General features: G+C 64.7%; 22 protein-coding genes. 13 read left to right on the top strand and 9 right to left on the bottom strand.

The window, feature by feature from the left end:
* The first annotated feature begins 119 nt into the window (after nt 1-119).
* From GA0071312_RS05255 to GA0071312_RS05225, 8 genes are all read left to right on the top strand, one after another.
* Nucleotides 120-728 carry a biotin transporter BioY gene (locus GA0071312_RS05255; protein WP_074443868.1) on the top strand — a complete coding sequence of 203 codons (609 nt, stop codon included), beginning with the start codon at nt 120-122 and terminating at the stop codon, nt 726-728.
* 39 nt (nt 729-767) lie between these two features.
* Nucleotides 768-2054, top strand: a complete 1287-nt coding sequence (purD, locus tag GA0071312_RS05250; RefSeq protein ID WP_074444248.1) for a phosphoribosylamine--glycine ligase — start codon at nt 768-770, stop codon at nt 2052-2054.
* A 399-nt stretch (nt 2055-2453) separates the two neighbouring features.
* Nucleotides 2454-2960 (top strand): type III secretion system chaperone family protein, encoded by a 507-nt coding sequence (locus GA0071312_RS05245; RefSeq protein ID WP_420819951.1) that lies wholly within the window; start codon nt 2454-2456, stop codon nt 2958-2960.
* Nucleotides 2961-3025: 65 nt separating this feature from the next.
* Nucleotides 3026-3868 carry a pyrroline-5-carboxylate reductase gene (gene proC, locus GA0071312_RS05240; RefSeq protein WP_083204326.1) on the top strand — a complete coding sequence of 281 codons (843 nt, stop codon included), beginning with the start codon at nt 3026-3028 and terminating at the stop codon, nt 3866-3868.
* Between the two features lie 107 nt (nt 3869-3975).
* Nucleotides 3976-4728, top strand: a complete 753-nt coding sequence (locus GA0071312_RS05235; RefSeq protein WP_074443867.1) for a TetR family transcriptional regulator — start codon at nt 3976-3978, stop codon at nt 4726-4728.
* 32 nt (nt 4729-4760) lie between these two features.
* Nucleotides 4761-5120 (top strand): tRNA-binding protein, encoded by a 360-nt coding sequence (locus GA0071312_RS05230; RefSeq protein WP_074443866.1) that lies wholly within the window; start codon nt 4761-4763, stop codon nt 5118-5120.
* A gap of 151 nt (nt 5121-5271) precedes the next feature.
* Nucleotides 5272-5886 (top strand): sodium:solute symporter family transporter, encoded by a 615-nt coding sequence (locus tag GA0071312_RS20520; RefSeq protein WP_338056804.1) that lies wholly within the window; start codon nt 5272-5274, stop codon nt 5884-5886.
* Nucleotides 5787-8852: a NahK/ErcS family hybrid sensor histidine kinase/response regulator gene (locus GA0071312_RS05225; protein ID WP_338056803.1), complete on the top strand. Its 3066-nt coding sequence runs from the start codon at nt 5787-5789 to the stop codon at nt 8850-8852. Before GA0071312_RS20520 ends, GA0071312_RS05225 begins: the two co-directional genes overlap by 100 nt.
* A 4-nt stretch (nt 8853-8856) precedes the next feature.
* Here GA0071312_RS05225 and GA0071312_RS05220 read toward each other — a convergent pair whose 3' ends face one another.
* Nucleotides 8857-9594, bottom strand: a complete 738-nt coding sequence (locus GA0071312_RS05220) for a hypothetical protein (protein WP_074443865.1) — start codon at nt 9592-9594, stop codon at nt 8857-8859.
* 104 nt (nt 9595-9698) lie between these two features.
* Nucleotides 9699-10931 (bottom strand): NAD(P)/FAD-dependent oxidoreductase, encoded by a 1233-nt coding sequence (locus GA0071312_RS05215; protein ID WP_074444245.1) that lies wholly within the window; start codon nt 10929-10931, stop codon nt 9699-9701.
* A gap of 230 nt (nt 10932-11161) precedes the next feature.
* Here GA0071312_RS05215 and GA0071312_RS05210 point away from each other — a divergent pair, with 230 nt between their 5' ends.
* A complete protein-coding gene (locus GA0071312_RS05210; protein WP_074443864.1) occupies nt 11162-11839 on the top strand; it encodes a DUF3800 domain-containing protein in 678 nt (225 codons plus the stop codon).
* On the opposite strand, the gene GA0071312_RS05205 is transcribed toward GA0071312_RS05210, so the two are convergent.
* Genes GA0071312_RS05205 through GA0071312_RS05195 form a run of 3 tightly spaced genes read right to left on the bottom strand, consistent with a single transcriptional unit; the run spans nt 11840 to nt 13985 of the window.
* On the bottom strand, nt 11840-12766 hold the full coding sequence (locus GA0071312_RS05205; RefSeq protein WP_074443863.1) for a 50S ribosomal protein L11 methyltransferase: 927 nt from the start codon (nt 12764-12766) through the stop codon (nt 11840-11842).
* A 44-nt stretch (nt 12767-12810) separates the two neighbouring features.
* Nucleotides 12811-13440 (bottom strand): NrsF family protein, encoded by a 630-nt coding sequence (locus GA0071312_RS05200; RefSeq protein WP_074443862.1) that lies wholly within the window; start codon nt 13438-13440, stop codon nt 12811-12813.
* A complete protein-coding gene (locus GA0071312_RS05195) occupies nt 13437-13985 on the bottom strand; it encodes a sigma-70 family RNA polymerase sigma factor (protein WP_074443861.1) in 549 nt (182 codons plus the stop codon). The genes GA0071312_RS05200 and GA0071312_RS05195 overlap by 4 nt, the downstream gene beginning before the upstream one ends.
* A 207-nt stretch (nt 13986-14192) precedes the next feature.
* On the opposite strand from GA0071312_RS05195, the gene GA0071312_RS05190 reads away from it, so the two are divergent.
* The gene (locus GA0071312_RS05190; RefSeq protein WP_074443860.1) at nt 14193-14642 is read left to right on the top strand and encodes a thiol-disulfide oxidoreductase DCC family protein; all 450 of its coding nucleotides are present in this window, start codon (nt 14193-14195) and stop codon (nt 14640-14642) included.
* Nucleotides 14643-14756: 114 nt separating this feature from the next.
* Here GA0071312_RS05190 and GA0071312_RS05185 read toward each other — a convergent pair whose 3' ends face one another.
* Both GA0071312_RS05185 and GA0071312_RS19880 read right to left on the bottom strand, forming a co-directional pair.
* Complete coding sequence (locus tag GA0071312_RS05185; RefSeq protein ID WP_165603957.1) at nt 14757-15707, bottom strand: DMT family transporter; 951 nt, start codon at nt 15705-15707, stop codon at nt 14757-14759.
* A 4-nt stretch (nt 15708-15711) separates the two neighbouring features.
* Complete coding sequence (locus GA0071312_RS19880; protein ID WP_165603956.1) at nt 15712-15897, bottom strand: hypothetical protein; 186 nt, start codon at nt 15895-15897, stop codon at nt 15712-15714.
* Between the two features lie 151 nt (nt 15898-16048).
* Between GA0071312_RS19880 and GA0071312_RS05180 the strand changes: the two genes are divergently transcribed.
* From GA0071312_RS05180 to GA0071312_RS05170, 3 genes are all read left to right on the top strand, one after another.
* Nucleotides 16049-16975, top strand: coding sequence for a LysR substrate-binding domain-containing protein (locus GA0071312_RS05180; RefSeq protein WP_074443858.1), 927 nt, complete (start codon nt 16049-16051; stop codon nt 16973-16975).
* A 139-nt stretch (nt 16976-17114) separates the two neighbouring features.
* A complete protein-coding gene (locus GA0071312_RS05175; protein WP_131817710.1) occupies nt 17115-17336 on the top strand; it encodes a hypothetical protein in 222 nt (73 codons plus the stop codon).
* A 145-nt stretch (nt 17337-17481) separates the two neighbouring features.
* Entirely contained in the window at nt 17482-19131 is a 1650-nt protein-coding gene (locus GA0071312_RS05170; protein ID WP_074443290.1) for an IS1634 family transposase, read from the top strand.
* 85 nt (nt 19132-19216) lie between these two features.
* On the opposite strand, the gene GA0071312_RS05165 is transcribed toward GA0071312_RS05170, so the two are convergent.
* Nucleotides 19217-19828: a TSUP family transporter gene (locus GA0071312_RS05165; RefSeq protein WP_074443856.1), complete on the bottom strand. Its 612-nt coding sequence runs from the start codon at nt 19826-19828 to the stop codon at nt 19217-19219.
* 356 nt (nt 19829-20184) lie between these two features.
* Nucleotides 20185-22509, bottom strand: coding sequence for an exonuclease domain-containing protein (locus tag GA0071312_RS05160; RefSeq protein ID WP_238947100.1), 2325 nt, complete (start codon nt 22507-22509; stop codon nt 20185-20187).
* Nucleotides 22510-22518: the final 9 nt, after the last annotated feature.

Here is a 22518-nt window from a genome sequence, read left to right as displayed (position 1 = left end):
GCGGGAGATTTCGCCCGCTGCGCGCGCAATTTCACCAGCGCGGCAATTGACGCAGGCGCGACCTCGCCATATGCAACCGTGGCATTCCCGACACCCTGTGGAAGTCTGAAGAGACCGCGATGACGAACTCCCCCGAACCGCAACCACCCGAAAACGGTTCACGCCCCGAAGAAGTGCTACGCACCCTTGAGCTCGTACACATCGCCCTGTTCGCCGCGATCATCGCGGTGCTCGGCCTGGTTCCGGCGATCCCGATCCCCTTCCTGCCCGTGCCGATCACGGCGCAGACGCTCGGTGTGATGCTCGCCGGCACGGTGCTGGGCAGCTGGCGCGGCATGCTGGCCGTCCTTGTCTTCATCGCCCTCGTCGCCATGGGCATGCCGCTTCTGCCGGGCGGGCGCGGCGGACTGCCGGTCTTCCTCGAGCCGACGGCCGGCTTCCTCCTCACCTGGCCGATCGGTGCCTTCGTGATCGGCTGGCTGATGCAGCGCTTCGGGCGCGAAGGGGCCTTCGTCCCGGCATTCCTTGCGAGCCTCGTGGGCGGTATCGTGGTGATCTATGCCGGCGGCATCGCCTGGCTTGATCTCGTCGCCGGGATACCGCTGCAGATTGCGGCGACCGGCGTGCTGGCCTTCGTGCCCGGCGATCTGATCAAGGCGGCAGCGGCGGCTTCTGTTGCCAGCAGCGTACACCGGGTCTATCCGTCTCTGGCGCGTACCGGCAGCTGATCGGGCGTGTCGGCTGCACGCAATACGGGAGACGACGCGATGAAGATCCTGCTGATCGGTTCCGGCGGTCGCGAGCACGCGCTCGCTCACGGCCTTGCCGCCAGCCCGCTCTGCCAGCAGCTCTTCATCGCCCCCGGCAATCCCGGCACGGCGGCTTTGGGCGAGAACCGCGATCTGCCGCTGACCGATCATGCGGCGATGCGGGCCTTCTGCGACGAACAGGGGATCGATCTCGTCGTGGTCGGCCCGGAAGCGCCGCTGGTCGACGGGCTCGTCGACAGCCTGAGCGATGCCGGCATCGCCTGTTTCGGCCCGCGCCGCGCAGCCGCGCAGCTCGAAGGCTCCAAGGCCTTCACCAAGGAGATCTGCGCGGCCTACGCCATCCCCACCGCCGGCCATGCAAGCTGCGACGATCGCGCGCGCGCCATGGCGGAAATTGGCCGGCGCGGGGCGCCGATCGTGATCAAGGCCGACGGGCTCGCCGCCGGCAAGGGCGTCGTCGTGGCGATGAGCATGGCGGAGGCGGAGGCTGCGGTTGATTTCATGTTCGCCGGCGGTCTCGGCGAGGCTGGGGCGAGCGTCGTGATCGAGGATTATCTGGAGGGTGAGGAGGCGAGCTTCTTCGCCATCTGCGACGGCAAGACGGCCCTGCCGCTCGCCTCGGCGCAGGATCACAAACGCGCTTTCGACGGCGATACCGGCCCCAATACCGGCGGCATGGGCGCGTATTCTCCGGCACCGGTGATGACCCCGGCGCGCGAAGCGCAGGTCATGCGCGAAATCATCGAACCGACCCTGCGCGCCATGGCTGAGCGCGGCACGCCGTTCACCGGCATTCTCTATGCCGGGCTGATGATCACGCGGGAAGGCCCGCAGCTGATCGAATACAATGTGCGCTTCGGTGATCCCGAGGCGCAGGTGCTGATCCCGCGGCTCGAAAGCGATCTCGCCACATTGTTCATGGCCGCCGCCCACGGCAAGCTCGCCGCCCTGCCACCTTTGCGCTGGCGCGCGGAAACCGCGCTGACTGTGGTGCTCGCCACGCGCGGCTATCCAGGCAAGGTGGAGAACGGCAGCGTCATTCGTGGCGTCGAAGCAGCGGGCGCGCTGCCCGAGACCCTCGTCTTTCATGCCGGCACGCGCCAGAGCGCGAATGCGCTTGCCGCCCATGGCGGGCGCGTGCTCGCCGTGACCGGGCTCGGCGCGGATGTGGCGCAGGCACGCGAGCGGGCCTATCGCGGCGTCGCGGCGATCGATTGGCCCGAAGGCTTCTGCCGTTCCGATATCGGCTGGCGGGCCCTCTCGCGCGACGGCGAGGAGGCGTGAGGCAGGCCCCCTGAAAGACATCCGGATCGGATGTCCCCAGATTTCTGCAGGGTGCGCACGGGCCGGCTGCAGATACGCGGATCGATTCGCATGATTCCGTTTCCGACTCCTCGCCCGTGCATGCCCCGGTGAAACAGGCATTTGGCGGGCATTCCGGCGCGATTTCGCCGCGACCGGCCCTCCAGCGATATCGCCATAGGTGCCCCGAATGCTGTCGATAGACGCCACACGGCCCCGGAAAGCACTTTGATCGACGCGAGTCGCGCGGGATATAGTCGAGATGAAGGTGATTCGCGCCTGCGGCGGCAACCGCCGGGGGATTGAGTGACCTTCACGCGCCGGCTGCGCGCATCGGTGATGCGTTTTGCCCAACACGACCGCCCGCACGCGTTTCGACGGATGACCATGACCCCGCTGCTGCTTCACGAAGACCGTGCCGAACACCCGCTCGATGAGGTCGAGCGCCTTGCTGCGAACGAGCACTGGATCTTCGAGCGCTTCGATGCCGACGAGATGTGCGTCTCGGTTTCCGGGCAATGGGCCGATTATCAGATCGCCTTCACCTGGATCCCGGAAGTCGAGGCCCTGCACATCGCCTGCGCCTTTGATCTCAGGGTCCAGGAGCGCCGGCGCACGGAGCTTCTGCATCTCGTCTCGATGATCAACGAGCAGCTCTGGGTCGGGCATTTCGATCTCTGGGGCGCCGAACAGGTGGCGATGTATCGCCATGCGCTGCTCCTGACCGGCGGCACCATGCCGGCCCGGGCACAATGCGAAATGCTGATGAAATCGGCGATCGATGCCTGCGAGCGGCATTATCAGGCTTTCCAGTTCGTGCTCTGGGCGGGAAAATCCGCGCGCGAGGCACTGGACAGCGTGCTCTTCGAGACCGAAGGTGAGGCCTGATAACGCGTTTCGGCGCACATCCGCCAACGAGACGGATCGCAGCGCGCACAAGGGGAGCAAACGCCATGACTGTCGCGATGATCGGTGAAGCGCAGAATCTGCCTGCTTCGCTCCTGCTCGTGGGAGGGGGCAAGATGGGAGGCGCCATGCTCGAAGGCTGGCTCAAGGTCGGCCTTCCCGGCTCCGCCGCCACCGTGATCGATCCCCATCCCGGCCCGGATCTGCAGCAGCTCTGCGCCGCCAGGGGGGTCGCGCTCAATCCTGCCAGCGATACGATCGCACCGCCGGAGGCGCTGGTTCTGGCGATCAAGCCGCAGGTGCTCGCTGAAGTCGGCCCGCAGATCGCACCCTTGGTCGATTCCCGCACGACGCTGATCTCGGTTCTGGCCGGCAAGACCATCGCCAATCTGGACGCGGCGATACCGGGCTGCGGCGGTATCGTGCGCTCGATCCCCAATCTCCCGGCGGCCATCGCGCAAGGGGCCACTGGCGCCTGCACCTCGCCAGGCCTCGCCGAGGAGCGCCGCGCCATGGCGGATGCGCTTCTGGGTGCGATCGGCGTCGTCGCCTGGGTCGAGGACGAGGGTCTGATCGATGCCTGCACGGCAGTATCGGGCTCCGGGCCGGCCTATGTCTTCCTGCTGGCGGAGGAACTCGCCCGTGCCGGCATCGATGCCGGGCTGCCGGAAGAGCTCGCCCAGAAGCTCGCACGCGCCACGGTCGCGGGAGCCGGCGCCATGCTGGCGCAAAGTCCGCTGCCTTCGGGGACCTTGCGCGAAAATGTCACCTCCAAGGGCGGCACCACGGCTGCTGCACTGGAAGTGCTGATGGCGGAAAACGGCTTCCGCCCGCTGCTGCGCGATGCCGTGGCTGCCGCGAAAAACCGCGCCGGCGCGCTTTCGGGCTGATCGGCATATCAGCCACCCGCCCGCGTTTTGTGCGCGATCCCCTACACAGAGGACAAAGCTGCGTTATCATAGAACGTCGAGGCAGCGCAGCGTGACGGGAGAACGGCATGGCCACCAGCAAGAAGAAACCGGGACGCGACGAGATCGTCGAGGCGACCATGGCGCTCGCTGCCGAGCGCCCCTGGGATGACATCGAACTCGGCGATATCGCCGAAGCGGCGGGCGTGACGCTGGCGGATCTGCGCGAATTCTTCCCCTCCAAGGGCGCCGTGCTCGGCGGATTTGCCCGCAAGATCGACATGGCCGTGCTCGCCGGCAATTCCGATGACCTGATCGGGGAGCCGGCGCGCGAAAGGCTGTTCGACGTCTATATGCGCTATCTCGATGCGCTGGCACCCTACAAACCCGCCCTGCGGCGCATCGCCGTCGCCGTGCGGCGTGAGCCGCTGACGCTCGCCGCGCTCAACCAGGTCGCGCTGAATTCGCATCGCTACATGCTGGCCGCAGCGCATATTCCCACCGAGGATGCCCTCGGCCCGATCAAGTTGCAGGGCTCCGTCCTGACCATGGCGCGGGTGCTCGAAACCTGGCTCGAGGATGAGGCGCCGGAACTGGCACAGACCATGGCGCGGCTCGACCGCGAACTGGGGCGCGCAGAGCGCTTCATGGAGCGTGCGGAGGATTTCCACCGGGTCACCGCGCCGTTCCGGGCGATCGGCCAGGCCATCATGGAAGGCGGTGCGCGCATGCGCCGGCGCCGTCGTGACGGCGGATATGGTGAGGATGACAGTGCGGATGCGGGGCCGGATGCGGGGATTGACCGTCCCGGCGAGGATCGCGATCCCGCCGCAGCGATCTGACGCGCGCGGGACAGCGAAAGGCGGGGGCGCTCATGGCGGAGCATGACGAAATTCAGGCATCGATCGGTTTCGAGGATTTCCTTGCGGTCGATATCCGCGTCGGGCGGATCGTCGCGGCGGAGCCGTTTCCGGAGGCACGCAAGCCCGCCTACAAGCTGACCATCGATTTCGGCCCGCAGATCGGCACCAGACGCTCCTCCGCGCAAATTACCCGCAACCATGCGCTGGAGGATCTGCCAGGCATGCTGGTGCTCGCGGTGGTCAACTTCCCGCCACGCCAGATCGGGCCGATGATGTCGGAAGTGCTCACTCTCGGCGTGCCCGATGCCGATGGCGAAGTCGTCCTGATCACGCCGGCGAAAGACGCGAAAATCGGCGGGCGCCTCTACTGAAGCGTCTCGCACCTTTCCCGGTCGCGCGACCGGTCCCCCGGCCATCATTGCGATGCGTCTTGGCCTTGCGGCTGCAAGCGGGTTAGGCTGTCGTCGAACCGGCAATCGCCAGTCGAGCCGGGGCGGCTGAAACGGGGGGAAGGCGTCTGCCATGATCGCAGGCTGGGTCGTCGTCGGAACGGCCCTGATCTATCTCTGCCTGCTCTTTGCTGTCGCCTTCTGGGGTGACCGGCAGGGCAAGCGCGTGCTCGATGGCGGCCTGCGCGCGACAGTATACGCCCTCGGCCTGGCCGTCTATTGCACTTCCTGGACCTTCTTCGGCTCGGTTGGACTCGCCACGCATTCGGGGCTGGATTTCCTCGCCGTCTATCTCGGGCCGATCCTGGTCATCGGGCTCGGCTACAAGCTCATCCAGCGCATCGTCAGTATCGCGAGGGCACAGAACATTACCTCCGTGGCCGATTTCGTCGCCGCGCGCTACGGCAAGAGCGAGCGCGTCGCGGCCATCGTCAGCCTGATCGCGGTGGTCGGCTCGGTGCCCTACATCGCCCTGCAGCTCAAGGCCGTCTCCTCCTCTTTGAACGTCTTTCTGGCAACCGATGCACAGGAGACGCTGGCGCCCGCAATGGTCCCCCCTTCGGCGATCTCGCCCTGCTGGTCGCCATCGTGCTGGCGATCTTCGCCGTCGGGTTCGGTACGCGCCACGCCGATGCGACGGAGCACCAGAACGGGCTGGTTCTCGCGATCTCGCTGGAATCGGGGGTGAAGCTCGTCGCATTCCTGATGGTGGGCTATTACGTCACCTTCCACATGTTCGGCGGTATCGGCGACATCATGGGGCGGGTCGAGGGCATCCAGGGCGGCGCGCTCGACGTGTTCGACCGCACCTCCGGACCCGGCGCCTTCCTGACCATCGTCGCGCTGTCGGGCATGGCGATCCTGATGTTGCCACGCCAGTTTCACGTCGGTGTCGTCGAGAACCGCTCGCTCTCGGATGTGGCCCGCGCCGCCTGGCTGTTTCCGCTCTACCTGATCCTGATCAACATTTTCGTCGTGCCCCTCGCCGTGGCCGGCTATGCCACTTTCGCTTCCGGCGAGATCGACCGGGACATGACGGTGCTCGCCCTGCCGCTGGCTGCGGGGGCCGGGGAGATCGCGCTGATCGCCTTTCTGGGTGGCCTCTCGGCAGCAACGGCCATGGTGATCGTAGAATCGGTGGCGCTCGCCATCATGATCTCGAACCATCTGGTGATCCCGCTGATGTTGCGCCGTCGCGGCGCCGTGCCGGAAGGGGAAGCTGCCGGGCGCACCCTCCCGCACGATCTGGGCGGGATGGTGCTCGGCATACGCCGCATCGCCATCTTCGTCGTGATCCTGCTCGGCTACGTCTATTTCCGCGCCGCCGGCGATGCGGCCCTCGCCGCGATCGGGCTGCTCTCCTTCGCTGCCGTGGCCCAGATCGCACCGGCCTTTCTCGGCGGGATGATCTGGCGGCGGGGCACGGCTGCGGGGGCCGTCGCCGGCCTGACCCTCGGTTTCGCCGTCTGGGTCTATACCCTGCTTGTGCCCTCGATCGCCTGGGAGATCCGCCCCTTTGCCGAGCTGATCGCCCATGGGCCGTTCGGGCTCGCCTGGCTGCGGCCGACCGCGCTGTTGGGGCTCGATTTGCCGCAATTGACGCATGGTGTGCTCTGGAGCCTTGGGCTCAACCTCGCCGCCTATGTCGCCGTCTCGCTGATGCGTCCCACCACATCGCTCGAACGCATGCAGGCCGATGCCTTCATCGGCGAGGCGAACACACCCGTCACGCAGTCCTTCCGGCTGTTTCGTACCGCCGTCACCGTGGCCGAGTTGCAGGCGACCGTGGCGCGCTATCTCGGCGAGGAACGCGCCACGCGCTCCTTCGAGGGTTTCGCACGCATGCGCGGGGTTGATCTCGCGCGTATGGGCCCCGCCGATATCCATCTCTTGCGCTATGCCGAGCACCTGCTCGCCTCGGCGATCGGCGCGGCATCGGCACGCCTCGCCCTCTCACTCGTGCTCAAGCGGCGCAACGTCTCGACCCGCGATGCGCTGAAACTGCTCGATGACGCCTCGGCGGCAATCCAGTACAATCGTGATCTGCTCCAGCACGCCCTCGACCACGCCCGCCAGGGCATCACGGTGCTCGATTCGGATCTGCACCTGCTATGCTGGAATCAGGCCTTCGTCGATCTCTACGAGTTGCCACCGGAATTCGTGCGTGTCGGAATCTCACTGGGCGAGATCGTGCGCTTCAATGCCGCGCGCGGAGCCTATGGGCCGGGGGCGATGGATGAGCAGATCGCGGCGCGCATCGACAGCTTCATCCATGAAACCGAGCCGGTGCGGCTGCGGCTCTACCCGAATGAACGCGTCATCGAGATCCGCACCAACCCGCTCCCCGATGGCGGGTTCGTCACCACCTATACCGATGTCACCGAGGCCGTTGCAGCGGAAGAGGCCCGGGCACGTGTCGCGGAAGAGCTGGAGCGGCGGGTGCGCGAACGCACCGAAGAACTCACCCGCCTCAATGCGGCACTGAGCCAGGCCAAGGCGGAGGCCGAGGAAGCCAATGCCTCCAAGACACAGTTCCTGGCCGCAGCCAGCCACGACATCCTGCAACCGCTCAACGCTGCGCGTCTCTACGCAACGGCGATGGTGGAACGCAATCGCGATGGAAGCGATGCCTCCGGCACGCAAGCGGCAAACAGCGGCACGGGCGAACTCGCCGAAAACGTCAACGCCTCGCTGGATGCGGTCGAGGAGATCCTCACGGCGCTGCTCGATATCTCGCGGCTGGATACCGGCGCGCTCAAGCCGGAATACGCGGTCTTTCGCCTCGATGCCTTCCTGCATCAGCTCGCGCGGGAATTCGAGCCCTCGGCGGCGGCGAAGGGGTTACGGCTGCGCTTCGTCGCCCCGGCGGTCAGTGTCCGTTCGGATCGCAAATTGCTGCGCCGCCTGATGCAGAATCTGATCTCCAATGCGATCAAATATACGCCCTCGGGCAAGATCCTCGTCGGCGCGCGCCGGCGCGGCGGCAGGCTGGCGCTGCAGGTTCACGATACGGGGCTGGGCATTCCCGCCTCGAAACAGCGGCTGATCTTCCAGGAATTCCAGCGGCTCGATCAGGGCGCGCGGATCGCGCAGGGGCTGGGGCTGGGGCTGTCCATCGTCGAACGCATCGCCCGAGTGCTGGAGCACAGGCTCACTCTGGTCTCGCATCCGGGGCATGGGTCATGCTTTTCCGTGAACCTGCCGAAAGCAGCGTCCCTGCCGGTCAGCGTGAGCGACGAGATCCCGTCGCGGCAGCCCGCCGGCGGGCTCCACGGGCTGACCGTTCTCGCCATCGACAACGAGCCCGCGATTCTCGCCGGGATGCAGGAATTGCTCGGCGGCTGGGGTTGCTCGGTGCATGGCGCGCGCGGGCTGGCACAGGCGCGCGAGACGCTGCGGCGCGCCGGCGCGGTGCCGGATGGGATCATCGTCGATTATCATCTCGACGAGGGTGACGGGATCGAAGCCATACTCGCCCTGCGCTGGCATCTGGGCGCGGATCTGCCTGCCGTACTGCTCACGGCGGATCGCTCGCCGCGTGTGCGCGAGGATGCGGCGGCCAAGGCGATCCAGCTGCTCAACAAGCCCTTGAAACCGGCTGCGCTGCGCGCCCTGCTCACCCGCTGGCATACCAGCCGCCATGCTGCGGAGTGAGGGCTCAGCCCGCGAGTTCTTCCCGGATCGCCCCGTTGAGCGCGGCTTCGATCCCGCCCATCGCCTCGACGATCAGCGCTCCGTCCATCACCCGGTGATCGAAGGCCATGCTCATCTGCGTGGTGCCGTCGGCAGTGAAGGGGCCGTAGCTGACGAAGCTCGTCAGCGGCGAGACCGGTCGCGTGATCTCCCCGCCGAGATGGCCAAGCACGGAGACGCCGAAGGTGCCGAAATAATTCGGGCGCTGTCGTCCGCTGTTGAAGCCCCAGAGCCAGGCGAGCCGCCTCAGGGGCAGCGGCAGGCGCGAGATCCGCATCAGCTTGGCCAGATGCGCCGCTTCGCCGCCCTCGCCCGCCCGCGCATTGTCGAGGATGGCCGCGATCGCGCGCAGCGACTGGCCTGCGGGATCTCTCACCCGCACCGGAATCACCGCGCGCTCTCCGTCGATCTCACGCTCGATCATGATCGAGGCGACGCTGACGGGAACCTCGTAGAGATGCGGGCGGGGAAACAGCGCATAGCTGCGGCGCAGTTCCGGCATGTCGCGCGCCACGAGGGCGAGCGCCTTCGCCGTCATCACCGTGAACGGCATACGCGGCGGCGCACTGGCCCGGCGTGCCGCGATCAGCGGTGAAAGATCGACCTCGCGCCGGATCACCCCGATCGGCACCTTGCGCGCGATCCAGGACAGATCCGCCATCAGGGTGCGGGCGGGGGTGAGGGGGACGGCGCGTCCGCGCATGCTGCTCTCCGGAGGGCGATCTTGGTAACGGGTGACCCGGCATAGCGCCCCGGTGCCGGCGAGGGCAAGCCGGGCGCGATACGGCGCCACGGGGCGGACGCCTTTCAGATCACGTTGCGCTCGCGCAGCGGGCGGTTCCCGGCGACACGCGCATGGCCCAGATCAGTGAGATCGAGCGTCACATAGCGCCCCTCCACGATCTGCTCGGCGAGGCCGCGCCCCACCGCCGGGGATTGCTGCAATCCGTGGCCGGAGAAGCCGTTGCAGAGATGGAATCCGTCAGGGCCGGCGGGGCCGATGATCGCGTTGTGGTCGAGCAGGCACATGTCATAGGGTCCGGCCCAGGCGCGCCCCGGGCGGATCGCCTCGAATCCGGGGACGCGGTTGGCGAGCGAGGGCCAGATACGCTCTTCGAAATAGCTGTAATCCACCTGCTGGCTGTCCGCGTCGGCATCGTGCCAGCCAAGGCTCTCGTCTTCCTCCGGAGAGGGTGAGACGCCGCAGATGAACATCCGTCCCTCGGCGTTTTCGCCTTCAGGCCGGACATAGACGCCGGTCGTGTCGATCATCAGGGGGCAGTTGGGGATATCGGCCTTGCAGGTGAAGCTGAAGACATAGCGGCGGCGCGCATGCACGGGCAGATCGATCCCGACCGTCGCCGCAAGCGCGCGCCCGCCCGAGCCGGCGCAATTGACGAGGCTGCCACAGGCAATGCGCGCGCCGTCCGCAAGCCGAACACCGGAGACGGCGCCGCCGGTGGTCTCGACGGCTGCGACCTCCCCGGTGCGATATTCCACGCCGAGCGATCGCGCCTTGCGGCGAAAGGCCTGCAACAGGGCCCAGCCGTCGAACCAGCCTTCACCCGAGAGCCCGAGCGAGCCGATCACGACATCCTCGCCGGGTTCAAGCCAGGGGAAACGCGCGCGCAAGGCATCGGCGTCCAGCAGCGCGATATCGGCGCCCTCGGCGCGCTGGAGCGCGTTGATCTCGCGCATCACGTTGATGCTGCCCTCATGGTCGAGATAGAGGTAGCCACCCTCCTTCAGATCGATCACCGGCGCCTCGCCATCGACTGCGAGATGCGTGCCGATGGCGCGCAGAAAGGCTATGCCGTAGAGCGAGATGCGGATATTGACGGGGCTCGAGAATTGCTGGCGGATCGAGGCCGCCGAGAGCGCCGAAGCAGAGCGCGCATAGCCGGGATCCTTCTCCACCACGATGACGCGCCCGGAAAAACCCGGATGGCTGGCAAGATGATAAGCCAGCGACGACCCCATCGCCGCGCCGCCGGCAATCACGACATCCGCTGTTTCGATCGCGCTACCCGCTTCTTTCATGGCCTGCCCCGGAATTCTCTGCCGCTGCACGTCATCGGTCATGCCCGTCGCGGCACGCCCATGATCACAGGGACTGGAAAATGCCACAGAGACAGCGCGATGCGAAGGCGCGCGCACGCGCATTCCGGGTCTGCGGCGTGTCCGGGTGGGATTCACACAACCAAAAGACAGGATTTTCATATCAAAATCTTAAGAGTTCCCGTTGAGACTCTTGGCTCAGGAGTCGGTGGATGCAATATTTCTTTCTAGACGAATCGGGCGTGCTCGGTCTTTCCGAAAAAACCAGCCAATATTTCGTCCTCACGATCCTGCAAACCAGGGAACTCAATCGCCTGAAGAATGCCATTCGGCGCCAGAAGAAGATATTTCATGATCTTGGCTGGCCGAAAGATGAAGAAATCAAGGGAACGGTATTGCATGGATGTCAGCATATTGCTGGTGTATCGGAGAAATTACTGAGGGATCGTCGGACATACATAGGGAATTTCATTCAAGAAATTATCAACGCCGGCATCACTGTCCATTACACTGTCGTCAACAGGCTGCGCATCACGGACAACCTCCGCGCCGCACCCTATGGTGTCGCCTACAACTATTTCGCCGGAAAACTCTTGTCCGGCATTCACGCCGGCAAGATCAGGGAGCCGATCAGCCTCGTCGTCGATCAAAGGCACACCTCTCCACAGAACGGGGTACCCTTCACCACCTATGTCCAGACCAGAATCATCACCGAATGCGATCACCGCCATGCCTTCACCGTAAGGCATGAGGATTCGCGGGAATGGCTCGGGCTTCAGGCTGCCGACATGATTTCCTGGGGCCTCTTCCGCCATTACGAGCACGGCGACAGCGCGTTTCGCAAGCTGATCACGCCCCGACTCGGAGTGCGCTGCGCCTGGGTCGTCTGATCAGATCTCCGCCAAAGGCCTCGGATCGCGCCCGGTGCGGGTCAGCATCAGGGCGGCCCAGCCGTCGAGATCGCGGCGGGCGGCGAGGGCGAAACCGTGTTCGCGATAGGCCGAGAGCACGCCGGGCACGTCATGCGCGAGCAGGCCCGAGAGCACCATCACGCCGTCATCCGCCGTCACGCGGGCGAGATCGGGCGCGAGCCGCCGCAGCGGGCGGGCGAGGATATTGGCGAAAACGAGATCGAAGTGACGGGTGCGCCGCGCCTTGGTGTGATCAATGCCGGGCGCGACATAGAGATCGACGAGATTGCCGATGCCGTTGAGCCGGGCATTCTCGCGCGCCACCGCCACCGCGACCGGGTCGATATCGCCAGCGATGACCTTGCGCCGCGTCGCTTTGGCGGCGGCGAAGGCGAGCACGCCGGTGCCGGTGCCGACATCGAGGACATGGCGCGGTCGGCGGCGCTTGAGGATATCACCCAGAAGCAGCAGGCAGCCGCGCGTCGTGCCGTGATGGCCGGTGCCGAAGGCGAGTGCGGCCTCGATCTCGATGCCGATCTGGTTCGGTTTCACCGCGTCGCGGTCATGCGCGCCATGCACGACGAAGCGTCCCGCTGGCACCGGGGCGAGCCCTTCCAGCGAGGCCTTCACCCAATCCTTCTGATCGAGCGCGATGAAGACGGCATCGCGGGCGCGCTCGCCGATGATCATGCTGATGAGGTCGCGCATCGCCGTCTCGTCCGGCGGGCTGGCGAAATAGACCTCCAGCAGCCACGGCCCGTCATCATGGGTCTCGAAAGCCGCGACGGCGGTCTCGGTCGGATCGAACATCTCACCCACGAGATCGGTGAGCGCGCGCGCGGCGCGCTCATCGGTCTCGATGCGCATGACATGGGTGGGGCGGTTGGGGTGCAGACCTTCGAGCATGGCGGGGAATTAGCACCGCGCGCGGGCGAAGAATAGCGGATTTTTCACCAGCGCAGCCAACGCTGCCCGACGAGCGCGCCGATCCCGGCCATGGCCAGCGCCGCGAGGCTGTACCAGGTGGCGACGAAGAGCGGGCTGTCATCGGGACAATACAACGCATAGAGCGCCGCGCCGCCGCCCGCGGCCGCGAGTCCGATCACGGCACCGGCCAGGCCGGGGCGCGTCGGCGCGCCCTCGCGTGCCGCGCGCATCAGCGCGATGAAGGGTGCCAGCGCGAGTAGCGGAATCGAGACAATGCATTTCAGGGCATTGTCGCCGATCAGCGCCACTCCCCATCGCCCGGCGGGCAGCGCCACGAGTTCGAGGATGACGGCGAGGCCGAGCACGAGCGGGGCGGCAATGAGCGCGGCGCGGCGCGCGCGCCCCTCCGGACGCAGCAGCGCCGATGCGGCCAATCCGGCGCCGGCGAGCAACATCAGCGGCGTCACGACCTTCACCCACAGACGCGGATCCTGCGCGGCGGCAGTGAAATCCGGGCGCAGCCCGTAGATCAGCGCAAACAGCACAGCCGCCATGCCCAGACCGATGGCACCGGCGCGCAACAGTTCCCGGCGCAGCGGCGATACCGGCGTATCGTCGCGCGCGAGCATGGCGATCAGGTGATCCGTCTTCATTCCAGCATACTCCTGCGCAGGGCGGCGAGTTTCCTGAGGCCCCGATGCAAAGCGACGCGCACGGCGCCCTCGCTCATCCCCAGACGTGCGCCGGTTTCGGCGATACCGGCCCCTTCAAGGCCGATGGCACGTACGATCTGCGCGGAACGCGAATCGAGATGGGCGATGACGCGGGCGATATCCCCGGCCTCGGTGGGGTCCTCCTGTGCCGGGGCGGGCAGCGTCTCGGCGAAATCGGCGATATCGATCGTGATCCGTCGCCCGCGTGCCCGGAACGCATCCACGATCTTGTAGCGCGCAATGGCGAACAGCCAGGGCCGTACCGGCTCATCCACGCGCCAGGTATGGCGCTTGAGATGGATGGCAAGCAGCGTGTCCTGCAGGATATCCTCGCATTCCGCCGTCCCCATGCCTCCGGCGCGCACGGATACCAGCCGCCGCAGCGGCGGCGTGATCGCCTCCAGAAACGAGCGGTAACGGATTTCGTCACCGGCTAGGGCATCGCGTAACATCCCGGCCCAGACCTCCTCGTCCGGATGAGCCATTGTATCCCCCCAGTTCGATTGATCCCTGCATTTGTTACGCACGGTGCGGAATGCGACGAGCCGGCGCACGATAGCGGGACCGGGGCGTGGAGGGAACCGGCGCAGGGCAGCGCAATCACGTTATTTCAGATTGCGGAATTTGCATCAGCATGAATTCAGGATAGTTTCGCTTGAACGCACCCCATTCTCGCGCGATGCTGGAACACCATGCCGCAAGCCTATTCCTATCGCGACGATCCGCATGTCCCTGACTTCGACGATTCCTTCCCGCTCGCGGTGATGGATGCCGGTTGTGCAATGTGCAGCTGGGGCGCACGCATGATCCATCGGCTCGATGTTGAGCAGACCGTGCGGATCTGTCCGCTACAGACGCCGCGCGGAGCCGCGCTGATGCGCCATTACGGACTCTGCCCGGAGAATCCCGCATCCTGGCTCTTCATCGATCAAGGTGTCGGGTATCGCAATTTCGAGGCGGTGATCCATGTCGGACGGCTGCTCGGTGGCCGGGGCCGGATTGCCGATATCCTGCGGCTTCTGCCCCGGCCTGCACGCGAGCGACTCTATCTCTGGGTCGCGCGCAACCGCTATACCCTGTTCGGGCGCGCCGATATGTGCGCCATCCCGGACCCGGCCTTCCGCAGGCGGCTGTTGCTGTGAGGCCTTGATCGATATCATCGGTATCAAGCACTGCCCGGACATACCGGCCCGCGCAGCGTCCTGACATTGCTTCTTGACAGCCGCGTCGAATGTGCCGCCGTGCCCTGCGGATTGTCACCCGGCCCTGCGCTGCCGCCGCGCAGCAAGGGGATCGACGACGATCCACATGGCAATCAGCACCAGCAGCATGCCGATAAGCTGCCAGCCGCCCAGGAACTCGCCCAGGATCGGCCAGGATACGGCGGCGACGAAGACCGGCTGGATCATGAGGACGACGGAACTCGACGCGACCGGAAGATGGCGCAGGGCCACCGTCACGAGCCCCTGGCCGAGAACCTGGCCGAAGATGACGAGAGCCATCACCTGCAGCCAGACCATCGCCTCTTGCGGGACGGTGAAATCCGGCACAAGCAGAAGCGGCGACAGGATGATCGTCGACCCGATGGTCACGGACACCATGATGCCGGCACTGCCCGCATCATGGCTCTTCAGCGCACGCACGGCGACGAGATAGGCCGCATAAAAGCCACCGGCGGCGAGTCCGACCAGATAACCCCAGAGCGGTGCGGTGGGATCAAAGGCCGCAATGCCGACGAGCAGGAACAAACCGGCAAGCGCCAGCGGCAATGCGCGCCCGAAGCGGGCATCGGGCCGGTCCGTCAGGCCCAGCAAGCCGTAGATGGCGATGAACAAGGGAGCCGCATTCGTGAACAAGGTGGCAATCGAGGTGTTGATCGCCTTGATCGCGACATGCATGGCAAGCAGATCCGCCGCAAAGAAAACGGCGGCGAGCAGATAGAGATAGAGCGGCGCGGTCGTCTTCAGCGACGCCTCGCGCCGCGGGCGCGGATTGCTCCACAGCGCGAGCACCATGAAGAAGGGCGCAGACAACAGCACCCGGAAGAATGCCGAGCTTTCCGGCGACAGCGGCATGCCCTTGACCAGGATCGGAGCGGTGCCGAGGGAAATTCCACCCGCGAGGAGGATCATCCAGGACCAGACATGACCGGATTCAGTGGACGGCAGCGTATGCGGCTGTATCTTTGCCGCCTGCATATCGCTCATGGTATCACCCTCCGAGCGCAGGCATGCGATGCGCATGGGACAACACGATTGTCGATGACGCAGAACCTGACTTGTCATGCGCCCATTCCGGTCGAACAGCCGGATTGAGTTGTGCAGCGATAGCGTAATTTGTGGTTTTTGTTTCAGGGAGACAGGATCCTGCAACAACGATTTTCAGGCCGGTATTCATGGTGTTGCTCCATATTGATCGGATTCGAGCTGGTCCGGTCATTCAAAATTCGGTAACTTTCAGTCATGTTCGCTTGGATTGCATAGATGATATGTTGCGAGGCCCTGTGAATGGAAATGAGTTCGATCTATTTCAGTGATGAGAACTGCCAATGAGCCTGATCAATATCGATATCGATCTGCTGCGGACCCTCATCGTGATCGTGGAGCGTCAAAGCTTCACTGCGGCGGGTGAGCAGCTCCTGAGAAGCCAGTCCGCCATCAGTCTTCAGATGAAACGGCTGGAAGATGTTCTCGGCAAGAAGGTCCTGGATCGCGGCAGCGGTCAGGGCATGGCACTGACGAGCTATGGACAACTGGTTTATCAATATGCCCGCGAGATCCTCGAACTCAACGATGCCATGATCCGCGAGATCGCGCATCAGAAAGAGCCGAAAGTCCTGCGGCTGGGCGTGCCGGATGATTATGCCGAGCTGATTCTGCCCGGTATCGTCGAACGCCTGTCACGCGTGGAGGACCATCTCGAGATTCAGATCGTCGCCGATCTCTCCACGACGCTCGACGTGATGATCGACAATGGCGAACTCGACATGGCCATCATGACCCAGGACAAGGAACTGGACGGGCTCGGCCTGTGCGAGGAACGTCTCACCTGGGTCGGGAGAAACCGGGAGGTGATCAAGCGGGGCGATCCGCTCAACCTGGCCCTGTTTCCCGATGGCTGCGGTGTGCGCAGCAACGCGCTCAAGGCGCTCAGGAAGAGCAATCTGGAATGGCATATCGGCTTCAGTTCGAAGAGCTTCTCGATCCTGAAGGCGACGATGCTCACGCAGGGGGCCATCGGCGTCCTGCCACGCCGCGCCGTTCCGCGCGATCTTGTCCCGCTGGGGCGCGACGAGGGTCTGCCCGCACTGGATGATTCGCGGCTGATCATGCGCTTCAACCAGAGTTCTTCCTATGATCTGAACCGGTTTTTCTCGAAGATCGCACGCAATGTCGGCACCGCGACGCTCACGCCCGTGGTGGGGGAGGGCGAGGATGCATCCTTGCCGGCGATTCCTGATCACACGCATGTATGACGGCTGCGCACGTCTTGATTGATGCCGCGCTTGCGGTCTGCGCTGTTTCCGGGGCGTGGCCAGATCATCGTCGGGAAGGGTATGGCGCAGCATCTCGTCAATGGAGTCGTCTTCGGGATGAGCCGGCGCTGATTGCGGCGTGGCGGCGCAGACCAGCCGGATGCGGCGCGGGAGAGAACCGGGCGGGGAGCGGTGGGCGGTCAAACCAACGTCATTTACGCACGTTGCCTTAAAGCACCTGCGCAATCTGATAGATGATCAGGAGTATCGTTGCCAGGAAGGTTCCAATGATAACCTTGTCGGCGAGGCGTTCATTCAGGCGAATGACCGCATGTCTGCCAAGCCCAAGTTGAACAGTTGAATTGGACGAAGCGGGAACATTTTTCCGTAAGCCATTGATGTTATTGAGGTGGGGTCGGTGGGCGTCAGTTTGTGTGGTGCTAAATAATGTAAGAATAGGCGTTTCATTGCTTGACGAATGGAGGTTTCTGAGATGCTAATTCGGCATGTTCGTGCGCGAGAAGACCATCAATGGCTACACCTACATCTACCTTGTGGAGAATGTCCGCGAGGGTGGCCGCACGAAGCAGCGCATCATCCGCAATCTCGGACGCAAGGAAACGGTTCTCGCCAGCAAGGATCTCGATCGCCTGGCCGCCTCGGTCGGACGGTTCACGGAACGGGCCATGGTCCTGGATGCCATCAACAACGGTGATGTGGCGCGATACGAAGCTCGTCGCATCGGCGGGCCGCTGCTCTTCGGGCGCCTGTGGCAGCAACTCGGCATCGATCAGGTGATCGCTGATCAGCTTGGGGAACGCGGCTTCGAATTCCCGGTGGAGCGGGCCGTGTTCACCGCGACGCTGCACCGTCTGTTCGTCTCCGGCTCGGATCGCGACTGCGCGTCCTGGATGCAGGATTACGACATTCCCGGTGCCGACGATCTGTCGCTGCACCATTTCTATCGGGCCATGGCCTGGCTCGGAGAAGATCTGCCAAAGGACGAGCAGAAGGATGCGACGCCCTTTTCGCCGCGTACCGTCAAGGACGTGATCGAGGAGGCGCTGTTTGCGCGCCGGCGCGACCTGTTTACCGATCTCTCCATCGTCTTCATGGACACGACCTCCCTGTCCTTCCACGGCGAAGGCGGCGAGACGCTGGGGGCACGGGGCTATTCCAAGGACCATCGCCCTGATCTCAACCAGATGATCCTCGCCGTCATCGTCGATGCCGATGGCCGCCCGGTCTGCACCGAGATGATGCCAGGTAACACCGCCGATGTCGCCATCCTGCTGCCGATCGTGCAGCGGCTGCGCAGCCGTTTCGGTATCACCCGAGCCTGCATCGTGGCGGATCGGGGCATGATCTCGCAGGCCACGATCACGGCGCTAGAGGAACAGGGTCTGGAATATGTGTTGGGTGTGCGCGAGCGCACCGACGCACGCATGCGCCGGGTTCTCGACGATCCGCAACCCCTCACGCCGCTCCTCGTCGAGCGCAGCCAGGGCGAGACGCAGCTCTTCGCCAAGGAGGTCGTCGTCGACGGGGTCCGCTACATCGTCTGCCGCAACGAGGCGCAGGCCGAGAAGGACCGCGAGGACCGCCAGGCCATCATCGCTGCCCTCGATACGCAGTTGAAGAAGGGCGACAAGGCCCTCGTCGGCAACTCCGCCTACAGGCGTTATCTCAACACCACGACGCGTGATGCCTTCGAGATCGATGCCGGCAAGATCGCCGAGGAAGCCCGCTATGACGGGATCTTCGTCCTGCGCACCAACGCGAGGATTTCTCCGCTTCAGGCGATGCTGCGCTACCGGGACCTGCTCACCGTCGAGACGCTGTTTCGTGTCGCCAAGGCGACGCTCTCGACACGTCCGATCTTCCATTCATCCGATGCCGCCATCCGCGGCCACGTCTTCTGCTCCTTCCTCGCCCTGATGCTGCACAAGGAGCTGTTCGACCGCTGCACCGAAGCCGGGATCAAACCCGAGTGGCGCCCGCTCCTGCGTGATCTCGACCGCCTGCAGAGCGGCAAAATCGAAAAGGACGGACGCAGCATTGCCATCCGTACCCCGGTAAGCGGTCAGGTCGGGCCGGTATTCCGCGCCGTCGGCGTGGCGCTGCCGCCGAACATCGCCGAAACCGAAGCTGCTTGACCGCACGACCCTCCGACCGTGGTGCTAAAAGCGCGAAGGCGCCCCCTATCCCATTGAAAATTCATAATTATCGGAAATCAGGTGTTTAAGTTGGGCCAAGCAACGTCGCAGCAACGAGCAGCGGGGACAGATAGACTATCGGGAGCAACTCGCCAAATTGCACCTGATCGGTTCCCAGTCGAAGGAGTGTCGCGACTCCACCCAGCACCATGCTCAACACGGCAGTCGTTCCGTGCATTTCGACAAGTGACAGTCCGTTTGACAGAAAATAGCTTTTCCGCAAGGAGCCCCCACCGCCAAGACCGGCACCCTGCATGAATCCACTTGCAGCACTTACCAAAATGTTTCCTGTAAAATTTCCGTTTTTCGAGATTTTTTTGCCACTGCCCAATGCCCGGATGATCTTTTTGTAGAGAAAATAAACAGTCATGCTCAACATGGCTATATACAACCAAAAATCAGATATGATCCCGATCATAATCGAGCCAATTACAGTGAATATTATTGATATCGGCAACATATCTAAAACGTATCGCAATATGATCTTATCCCTAAAAATGAATGCTTTTATTGAACTGTTCACCATGAAAAAGAATACACTCATTCCAATTGCCGAATGTGGATCAACAATTAGCGCCAAAAGTGGATTGAGAACAACACCACCTGTAATTGGAACTACAATGAAAAAAACGAACAAAAAGCTATTAGACTATAAACCAGGAACATCATGATTTTGCTCACCGAAATTATTTTGTTACATTTACTCGCTGCGCTATCACACTGTAGCTCATTTAGAGCAATTTTTAATTGTTATTTTTATATTATACTATTATACAAATCTTTGAACGGCACAAGTCTGACCATTGAAGTTTTCCAATCCTATCCAGGAACGGTCACCCCAACCAATAAGCGCACGACCACTCCGCCCCCCATAGCAGACTTCCGGAGACACAAACCACGGTCTGGCAGGGCGTCCGCATCGAGCACCCTTGCTGTGAATGGGGACTTCCGGGAACACTTTAACCCTCGGGCCAGCGGCGCGTCCCGGCTGCCTCAATTCAGATCCTGCAACAGCCGCCCGTGTTTGCGCATTTCGCCGACGAGATCGCCGAAGCGGGTGAAGCCGCGGGCGCGCAGCATGGGGAGCATGCGCACCAGCGCTTGGGCGGTGGCCTCCGCATCGCCGAGCGCGGTGTGGCGGGCGGCTTCCGGGATGATGATGCCGAAGCGGGACGCGAGCGCGTCCAGCGAATGGCTCTCGCCCTGGCCGAAGAGAACGGCGGAGGCCAGCACCGTATCGAGGATCGGATTGTCGAAACGCTGGCAGATAATTGCCTCGTGCCGGCGCAGGAAGGCCATGTCGAAGGGCGCGTTATGCGCCACCAGCACGGCGCCCGCCGCGAAGCGGTGGAACCGCGCCCCGGCCTCGCCGATATGCGGCGCGCCGATCACCATCTGCGGCGTGATGCCGTGGACGGCGGTGGCGCCCGGCGGGATCGGGCGCTGCGGGTCGATCAGCGTCTCGAACACCTCGCCATCGACGATGCGGCCATTGACCACCCGCAGGGCGGCGAGTTGCACGATCTCGTCCCTCTCGGGATCGAGCCCGGTGGTCTCGGTATCGAAGACGACATAGGCCAGATCATTGAGCGCGCTCTGCGCGATCCCGGCGCTGCGGGCGCGGTCGAGCAGGGCGAAATCATAAACGGTCGAGCGGCGCAGCGGCGCGGGCGGGGCCACGGCACGCCGCGCCCGGCGCAGGGCGATGCGCAGGCCCCACCCGTCATCCACGGGCGCGAGCGCGCTGCCATGGCGGGCGAGCACCATGGCGGCGGTGAGTTCAGGCGTTTCCGGATCGATCGGCTCAGCGCACCAATCCGCGAGCGCCTCTTCGCAAAGCGGCGCGCCCTGCCAGCTGAGCGCGAGCGCCGCGCCGGGCCCGTCCTCCTCGATCGTGGTGAGCACGAAACCCGCCCGCGCAGCATCATCGGCGAGCCGGCGCAGGATATGGGCCAGCATGGCGAGGAAGCCGTAGCCATCGACGCGCAGGAACAGATCCGGCCCCGCCACCGAGAGCGCGATCCCGCGGCCGGCGAGCCGGGCCTGCAAGGCGTCGGCGAGATCGGCCGAGCGCAGTTCCGACAGGGTCGGCGCATCGGCCAGAAGATGCGTCAGTTCGGCGAGGATTGCCGCCGCGTCCTGGGTGATCCGGGCCGCGTCACCATCACCGTCACGCAGGGCGCGCCGGGCCTCATGGAGACGCGGCAGGGCGCGGGCGATGCGCGCTTCGCGCTCGGCGGCGGCGGCATGGGTCGCGGTAACATCGGCGAGGCTGAGCACATATCCGCCGCCGGCGGCATCCGGGCGGGGTCCGGGTTCCAGGTCTTGCACGCCCCCGTCTTGCACCTCCCCGTCTTGCACGCCTCCGTCTTGCACCTCCCCTTCGCGCCCGACCAGCCGCATCCGCCCTTCGAGGACGAGGCTGCCGTCGCGGCTGGTGCACAGGAGATCCGCATGCGCCTGCGGCCCGCGCGTCGCGGAGAGCCGCGCATGGGCGCGCCGGATCGGCTCATCGGCGAGAAAGTCACCCACCGGTCGGGCCAGACCCGGCCCGACCTCCGCCCCGAGGATCTCGGCGGCGGGGGCGTTGTAGAAGACGATCTCGTGATCGGCGGAGCAGACCAGCACCGCCGCCGGCACATCGGCAAGCAGGGTTTCGAGCCAGGCCTTTTCCCGGGTGAGCTGCTGCGTGGCCTCGCTGATCGCGTCGCAGAGCGCAATGCGGCATTCCCCGAGATGGCGGGCGGCATCGCTGATGGCGGGGGCGAGATCGCCCAGATAGCGGGCCGTTTCGGGAGCGATGCTGCCGGGCGCGCCGGCATCGGCGCTCACCCGCAGGGTCGCGGCGAGTTTCTCCACGGCGCCGGCCACATGCCGGTCGAACAGCCACCAGATCCAGGCGACGAGGCCCAGAATCAGAAAGCCGCCGAGGATCGCCGCCTGCATGAAGCCGGCGCGCAGATCGGGATCATCCTGCAGGCCTGTAGGCAGGCGGGCATAGCCGAAGGCGAGACCCGCAGCAAGCGCCGCCATCGTCCCGCCCGCGACGAGGGCGAACATGGCAAAGACCCGCAGCCGCAGGCTGAAACGCCGGGCGAGCCTGTCGAGCAGGCCCGGCTGCGGGGTCGGCGCCGGCTTGGACGCCCGTTCGGCGGGCGCGGCAAAGGAGGCAGGCAGCGGCCCGACTGGCCCGGCGGGACGCCCTGCCGGGAGGTCTCCGGTATCGGGATCATGCGGAAACGGACCGGCGGGAAACGGGCGCGGATCGTGCCTGCCGGCCTGATCGTCGCGGGTGCCCTGCTTCACGGCGCTTTCCATCGCATGTCC

This window comes from Saliniramus fredricksonii (assembly GCF_900094735.1).
In the GTDB taxonomy this organism is placed as follows: Bacteria; Pseudomonadota; Alphaproteobacteria; order Rhizobiales; family Beijerinckiaceae; genus Saliniramus; species Saliniramus fredricksonii.
Note: the sequence above shows the minus strand (reverse complement) of the source record. Positions and strands in the feature narration are given on the sequence as shown.

Coding starts and splice junctions, on each gene's coding strand:
- GA0071312_RS05220 (WP_074443865.1), bottom strand. CDS start 9,594: ATGCGCGGACGCGCCGTCCCCCTCACCCCCGCCCGCACCCTGATGGCG.
- GA0071312_RS05215 (WP_074444245.1), bottom strand. CDS start 10,931: ATGAAAGAAGCGGGTAGCGCGATCGAAACAGCGGATGTCGTGATTGCC.
- GA0071312_RS05185 (WP_165603957.1), bottom strand. CDS start 15,707: ATGAGCGATATGCAGGCGGCAAAGATACAGCCGCATACGCTGCCGTCC.
- GA0071312_RS05160 (WP_238947100.1), bottom strand. CDS start 22,509: ATGGAAAGCGCCGTGAAGCAGGGCACCCGCGACGATCAGGCCGGCAGG.
- GA0071312_RS05230 (WP_074443866.1), top strand. CDS start 4,761: ATGGCGGAGCATGACGAAATTCAGGCATCGATCGGTTTCGAGGATTTC.
- GA0071312_RS05235 (WP_074443867.1), top strand. CDS start 3,976: ATGGCCACCAGCAAGAAGAAACCGGGACGCGACGAGATCGTCGAGGCG.
- GA0071312_RS05210 (WP_074443864.1), top strand. CDS start 11,162: ATGCAATATTTCTTTCTAGACGAATCGGGCGTGCTCGGTCTTTCCGAA.
- GA0071312_RS05170 (WP_074443290.1), top strand. CDS start 17,482: ATGTTCGTGCGCGAGAAGACCATCAATGGCTACACCTACATCTACCTT.
- GA0071312_RS05255 (WP_074443868.1), top strand. CDS start 120: ATGACGAACTCCCCCGAACCGCAACCACCCGAAAACGGTTCACGCCCC.
- GA0071312_RS05190 (WP_074443860.1), top strand. CDS start 14,193: ATGCCGCAAGCCTATTCCTATCGCGACGATCCGCATGTCCCTGACTTC.
- GA0071312_RS05180 (WP_074443858.1), top strand. CDS start 16,049: ATGAGCCTGATCAATATCGATATCGATCTGCTGCGGACCCTCATCGTG.
- purD (WP_074444248.1), top strand. CDS start 768: ATGAAGATCCTGCTGATCGGTTCCGGCGGTCGCGAGCACGCGCTCGCT.
- proC (WP_083204326.1), top strand. CDS start 3,026: ATGACTGTCGCGATGATCGGTGAAGCGCAGAATCTGCCTGCTTCGCTC.
- GA0071312_RS05205 (WP_074443863.1), bottom strand. CDS start 12,766: ATGCTCGAAGGTCTGCACCCCAACCGCCCCACCCATGTCATGCGCATC.
- GA0071312_RS05200 (WP_074443862.1), bottom strand. CDS start 13,440: ATGAAGACGGATCACCTGATCGCCATGCTCGCGCGCGACGATACGCCG.
- GA0071312_RS20520 (WP_338056804.1), top strand. CDS start 5,272: ATGATCGCAGGCTGGGTCGTCGTCGGAACGGCCCTGATCTATCTCTGC.
- GA0071312_RS19880 (WP_165603956.1), bottom strand. CDS start 15,897: ATGAATACCGGCCTGAAAATCGTTGTTGCAGGATCCTGTCTCCCTGAA.
- GA0071312_RS05195 (WP_074443861.1), bottom strand. CDS start 13,985: ATGGCTCATCCGGACGAGGAGGTCTGGGCCGGGATGTTACGCGATGCC.
- GA0071312_RS05245 (WP_420819951.1), top strand. CDS start 2,454: ATGACCATGACCCCGCTGCTGCTTCACGAAGACCGTGCCGAACACCCG.